1 protein-coding gene is annotated in these 6,662 nt (G+C 51.7%); it reads right to left on the bottom strand.

The genetic code is table 11. The features are described from left to right. The coding region (locus AZ66_RS25065) for a non-ribosomal peptide synthetase (protein ID WP_082061722.1) at positions 1-6,662 on the bottom strand (6,662 nt) is incomplete at both ends.

Below are 6,662 nucleotides of genomic sequence, written 5' to 3'. Positions count from 1 at the left end.
AGTATGCGGCGTCCCGTACGGTGTAAACCGAAGCGCAGACATCCCAATGTCGGGGCCGTCTTCGCCCTGCATCGCAAACATCGTGTCAAATAGCGGATTGCGGCTCAAATCCTTGCGCACATCCAGCTTCTCCACCAGTTCCTCGAACGGATAGTCTTGGTTCTCGAACGCTTGCAGCGCACGTTCCTTCACGTCGCGCACGAACTCTGCAAACGTCCGCTCTCCCGCCGGATAGTTCCGCATTGCCAACGTGCCGACGAACATCCCGATGAGCGGTTCCAAGTCCGCATGTGGACGGCCGGCAATCGGCGTGCCGACAACGATATCCTCTTGGCCTGAATACTTGGACAGCAGCGCCGTATACGCCGCCAGCAGCACCATGTACATCGTCGCTCCTGTATCCGCAGCGATCCGGCGCAAGCCTGCGGTCACGTCCGAATCGAGTTCGGCGTGCACCACGTCCCCAGCAAAGCTTTGCAGCGCCGGACGCGCATAATCCGTCGGCAGCTCCAGCACCGGGATATCGCCGGCAAATGTCTCCAGCCAGAACGCTTCCTGCTTCTGCATCGTCTCGCTTTGGGCCAGCGACTGCTGCCATGCTGCATAATCTTTGTACTGAATCCGCAGCTCCGGCAAGCCATCTCCTTCATACAGCCGCGTCAATTCCTGTACCAGCACCCCCATCGAAACTCCGTCGGAAACAATATGATGCATATCGAACAGAAGAAGATGACGGTTCGCTTCCACTTCGACCAGTCCTACCCGCAATAGCGGCGCTTGCTCCAAGTCGAACGGACGCACGAACGCTTCCACCTGCTCGGCTATATCCATTTCCATCGTTTCCGTGATACGCTCTGCTTTTGACGGGCGCCCAGTTCCTTGCAGGCTTTCTGCCTCTAACAGACGATTTTCCGTCTGCGGCAGACGTTTCTTCTTTACCGCAAACGATACCTGATCGTGCACGCGCTGCACCGGTTCTCCATCGACCATTTCGAATGAGGTTCGCAGCGATTCATGACGCGCAACCAGTTCACGGAACGCCTGCTCTAACCGTGCCGCATCAAGCGGCCCCTCTACGGCATAGATTCCAGGCATGTTATAACTAATTGCCGCACCCTCCAACTGATTCAGGATGTACAGCCGCTTTTGAGCTGAAGAGACCGGATAATACGCTCTTACTTCCACCGGTTCGATCGATGCGTACAACTGCTGCTCCATTCCCATAACCGCCTGAGCCAGTTGTTCCAGCGTCGGCGCCTGGAATACGGTTCGCAGCGGCACGTTTACGTTCAGTTCCTTATGCATCTGCGACACAAGCATCGTCGCTTTCAACGAATGCCCACCAAGATCGAAAAAGCTGTCCCTTACGCCAACCCGTTCTATGCCGAGCACACGCTGCCAAATTCCCGCCAAACGAGCTTCCATAACTGTCCTCGGCGCTACATATTCTGCTCCGAGCAAGGCATTTCCATCTGGCACAGGCAACGCCAAGCGGTCGAGTTTCCCGTTCGGCGTCAACGGCATCTGCTCCAGTTGTACAAAGAACGACGGAATCATATACTTCGGCAATTGTTGTCCCAAGAAACGGCGCAGCTCATTGGCATCCACCGTTCCTTCTGCAATTACGTAAGCGCAAAGGTAGGAGTCCCCTTGTTCATCCTGTTGTGCGATCACTGCCGTTTCTTTAACATGTTCGTGACGCATTAACTGATTCTCCACTTCACCCAATTCAATCCGGTACCCGCGTATTTTCACTTGGTGGTCGATCCGGCCCAAGTATTCCAACTTTCCATCTTGCAACCATCTTCCCAAATCTCCGGTTCGATATACTCGTTCCCCAGAAATAAACGGATGAGCCACAAACCGCTCTGCCGTCAGTTGAGGACGGTTCAAATAACCCCTTGCCAAGCCAGATCCCGCTACACATATTTCTCCGGCAAGCCCACTCGGCTGTATTTGTCCATACCGGTTAAGCACATAAACTTGCACATTCGAGATCGGCCTACCTATCGTAATCCGCTCGACTCGGTTCAAATGCCTTAAACAACTGGTTACTACACTGTTCTCGGTCGGGCCGTACTCGTTAACCAACTCCGTCCGTGCGCTTTTAAGAACACTGGCCTGTACGATTTCAGGTGTCGTTTTGTCTCCTGCCAATGTCACGATACGGAGCGATTCCATCTCATCACTTGTCAGACATTCGAGAACTGCCGCATACAGCAACGGTATACAGATGAAACTGGTTATACGCTGTTCAGTGATTACCTCTTTTATCGCCACCGGGTCTTTGCTTAACGCTTCTGGTAAAAGGATCACCTGTGAACCAGACACAAGCGGCGTAAAGAAGCTCGTAACAAAACCGTCGAAAGCAAATGAAAACAATTGCAGAACCTTGTCCGTTTCGTTGAATCCATATTCTTCCTTTCGCCACTGCAGCGCGTTGACCGCTCCTCGGTGTTCAATCATTACCCCTTTTGGGAGTCCTGTCGTACCCGAGGTATAAATCACATAGGCTAAATGGTTCGGTCCGCAAGCCGCTTCGGCATTCGTACCATCCCCACGCTCTAATATTTCGCTACCTAATGTTAGGATACGGCCTGCCGACGCATTCCCGTCCATTACCGAATGTCCGACATCCGCATTCTGACTTGCGGCGGAATTGCTCAACTTATAGTTGGACACAACCTCCGCCTGCTGCTTCAAATGCGCTTGAACGAGCAGAAGGTTCGCACCCGAATCTTCCAGCATATAGCGGATGCGCTCTTCCGGATATTCGGGATCAATCGGCATATATGCTCCTCCGGCTTTTAAAACTCCGAAGATGCCTACGGCCATTTCCAACGATCGGTCTGCAAGAATGCCCACAACCTCGTCCGCTTTCACGCCGTTCTCCAGCAGTACGCGTGCAAGTCTATTCGCTTTCTCATTTAATTCTTGATAGGTAATCCGTTCCTCCCCGAGTGCTAGCGCTACTTGATTTGGCGTCTTCTCCACCTGCGCTTCAAATAGCTCGTGAATCGTTTTTTCACTCGGATAGGCAGCAGCTGTATCATTGAAGTCAACGATAATTTGATTGCGCTCCTCCTGCGGTAAGATGCTGATTTCCCTTAGAAGCTGCTCCGGCTGTTCTGCTACGGCTTGCAGCAGATGTTTAAAGTGACCCGCCATGCGCTCTACTGTTTCTCTGCAAAAGAGAGCCGTACGATATTGCATGCTGAAAGTAAGTCTTTCTTCACCGTCATCTATTTCTATCGCATTAAGAGTCAAGTCAAACTTCGCCGCCGAGTATTCCGTGTCGGATGCAGTAAACTCCAGACCTCGAATCGGGAGATCTGAACGGTTGCCGCTTTGCATAGTGAACATGGTGTCAAATAGTGGATTACGGCTGAGATCTCTCCGAATGGCCAACTTCTCCACCAGCTCTTCGAACGGATAGTCCTGATTCTCAAATGCGGCAAGCGCCCGCTCCTTCACGTCTCGCACGAAGGCCGCAAACGTCTGCTCCCCGGATGGATAATTCCGCATCGCCAACGTGCCGACGAACATTCCGATGAGCGGTTCCAGATCCGCATGGAGTCGTCCTGCGATCGGCGTGCCGACAACGACGTCCTCCTGACCCGTATACTTGGATAGGAGCGCCGTATAAGCCGCCAGCAGTACCATATACATCGTGGCCCCGGTTTCTGTGGCAATCAACCGCAATCTGCCTGTCACCTCACGGCCTATATCGAAAGAAACGGCATCTCCTTCAAAGCTCTGTACCGCCGGCCGTGCATAATCCGTTTGCAGATCCAGCACGGGAATCTCACCTGCAAACGTCTCCAGCCAGAACTTTTCCTGCCTTTGCATGGCTTCGCTCTGGGCGAGCGCCTGCTGCCATACCGCATAATCTTTGTACTGTATCCGCAGCTCCGGCAAGCTTTCTCCTTCATACAAACGGGCAAATTCTTGTACCAAGACATTCATGGATACACCGTCTGAAATAATATGGTGCATATCGAACAGCAGAAGATGGCTGTCTTCGGACAATTGCATAAGACCTACACGCAGTAATGGCGCTTGCCCCAAGTCAAACGGCCTTAAAAAGGCATCGGCTCGTCGCCGGGCGATCTCTTGTTCATTTGGCAACTGGCCGCTTCCCGAGAGAGCCTCCTTCGGTAGATGTTCTTCGACCTCTACCATAAACGTGATCTGCTCATGCACACGCTGCACTGGTTCCCCTTCTACCATTTCGAACGAAGTTCGCAGCGATTCATGCCGGGCAATCAACCCTCTAAACGCTCGTTCCAACCGCTCCACATCAAGCGTCCCTTTTATATTGTATGCCCCTGGCATGTTGTAGCTGAGTGCTGCCCCTTCCAATTGATTCAGAATATACAGTCGCTTTTGTGCCGAAGAGACCGGGTAATACTCTCTCGTCTCCACTCGCTCTATCGAGGCGTGCATTTGACGTTCCATTCCTACTATAGTCTGTGCCAACTGCTCTAGCGTCGGAGTTTGAAAGATAACCCGCAGCGGCACGTTGACATTCAGCTCCTTGTGCATCTGTGCCACAAGCGTCGATGCCTTCAACGAATGGCCGCCGAGATCAAAGAAGTTATCCTTTATGCCTATCCGTTCGATGCCGAGCACCTTTTTCCACAACTCCGACAGCCGCATTTCCAACTCTGTTCGCGGCGCCACGTACTCCACACCGGACGCAGTATCCGGTGCTGGCAGTGACTGACGATTAATCTTCCCGTTTGGAGTCAGCGGCATTTTCTCCAACTGCATGAAGAACGACGGAATCATATAACTCGGCAAGTGCCGGCCCATGAATCGGCGCAGCTCCGCTACATCCAGCGCCCCTTCCGCTACAACGTAGGCACACAGCTGCAGATCGCCGGAACCGCTCTTGCGTGCCAACACAATTGCTTCTTTCACTCGATCATGCCGCTGCAATCGGGCCTCAATTTCACCCAGTTCGATCCGGTAACCGCGGATTTTCACTTGGTGGTCAATCCGGCCTACATATTCCAGATTCCCATCAGGCAGCCAGCGTACCAAATCACCGGTTCTGTACACTCGCTCACCCGATGCGAATGGATGCTTTATAAATTTCTCCTTCGTCAGCTCCGGCTGTGTCAAATAGCCCCTCGCCAAGCCGTCCCCTGCAATGCAAAGCTCTCCCGGAACTCCAATTGGCTGCAATTGTCCCGTACTGCTAAGGACATAGACCTGAGTATTCGCAAGCGGCTTGCCGATAGGCACATCATAAGCATCGACAGGTAACGTTTGAACCGGATAATAAGTAGAAAATACTGTTGCTTCCGTCGGACCGTATACATGAATAATCCGATCCTCGCCCGCTGCTTGCAAAGCTCTTTGCACATGGGGAACGGATACTTTTTCTCCGCCGAACAGCACTTTTCTTACTTTGCTAAAAATAGACGGCTCCTGCTCCGTCACCAAATTGAACAAAGCCGTGGTGATGAAAAAGACAGTGATGCCTTCCTGCTCCAACATTTCAACGAGACGACTGACGTCAAGCAGCGTCTCTTTATCGGCCATGACTAAGCGCGCTCCGTTCAGCAAGGCGCCGAAAATATCAAATGTGGATCCGTCAAAAGCGTAATTGGACAACTGTAAAATTCGGTCTTCGGCAGTGATGTCAATATAATTGGTTTGAATTACAACTTTGGTAATATTGGCATGTGTGGTCAACGTGCCTTTAGGCTTACCCGTCGAGCCTGAAGTGTACATCACGTAGGCCAAGTTATCCGACCTGCACAACGAATCCGGATTTGCAGAATGGACAGCATACGTGGCTGGATCATGCAAATCCAATACCACACCTGTGAAATGATTGCCGATTTGTTGGACAAAAGGCTCCTGCGTTAGAAGCCATTCTGTGCCGCTGTCCTTCAACATATAGTCGATTCGTTCTTCCGGGTACTCCGGATCGATCGGTAAATAAGCTCCTCCGGCTTTTAACACGCCCATAATGCCCACTACCATTTCCAAGGATCGATCCACCATGATTGCCACAATGGTTTCCGGCTTTATCCCTCGATTCTTAAGCGTCCACGCGAGCCTATTTGCCCGTTCGTTCAGCTCACGATACGACATTCGCCGTTCCCCTAACACGACCGCCAGTTGCTCCGGTGTCTTCTCCACCTGCTCCTCAAACAGTTCCTGAATAGTCTTCTCCTTTGGATAGGCAGAACGCGTATCATTGAATTGTTCCAAAATTTGCTGTCTTTCCTGGCCCAGCAAAATCTCAATTTCCCCCAGCGATCGAGCCGGCTGCTCCACCACGGCTTGCAGCAGGCACTTGAAGTGTCTGGCCATACGCTCCGCTGTTTCTTTGTGGAACAAGGCTGTGCAGTACTGCAAACCAAACCTAAGGTCGCCTTCTGCTTCGACAGCATTTAACGTTAAATCAAATTTGGCTGCTGCTTGTTCTGCACCGTACGGAACGATTTCGAGCGAGTGTATAGGAACTCCCATCTGATCCGCATTTTGCATGACAAACATCGTATCAAACAGCGGATTGCGACTTAAATCTTTTTGCACATCCAGTTTTTCTACCAGATCTTCGAATGGATAATCCTGATGCTCGAACGCTTTGAGCGCACCTTCTTTAACGTCCTGCACAAATTCCATAAACGGCTTATCTGACG

This window comes from Paenibacillus sp. E194, from assembly GCF_000935845.1.
Lineage (GTDB): Bacteria > Bacillota > Bacilli > Paenibacillales > Paenibacillaceae > Paenibacillus_B > Paenibacillus_B alvei_B.
Note: the sequence above shows the minus strand (reverse complement) of the source record. Positions and strands in the feature narration are given on the sequence as shown.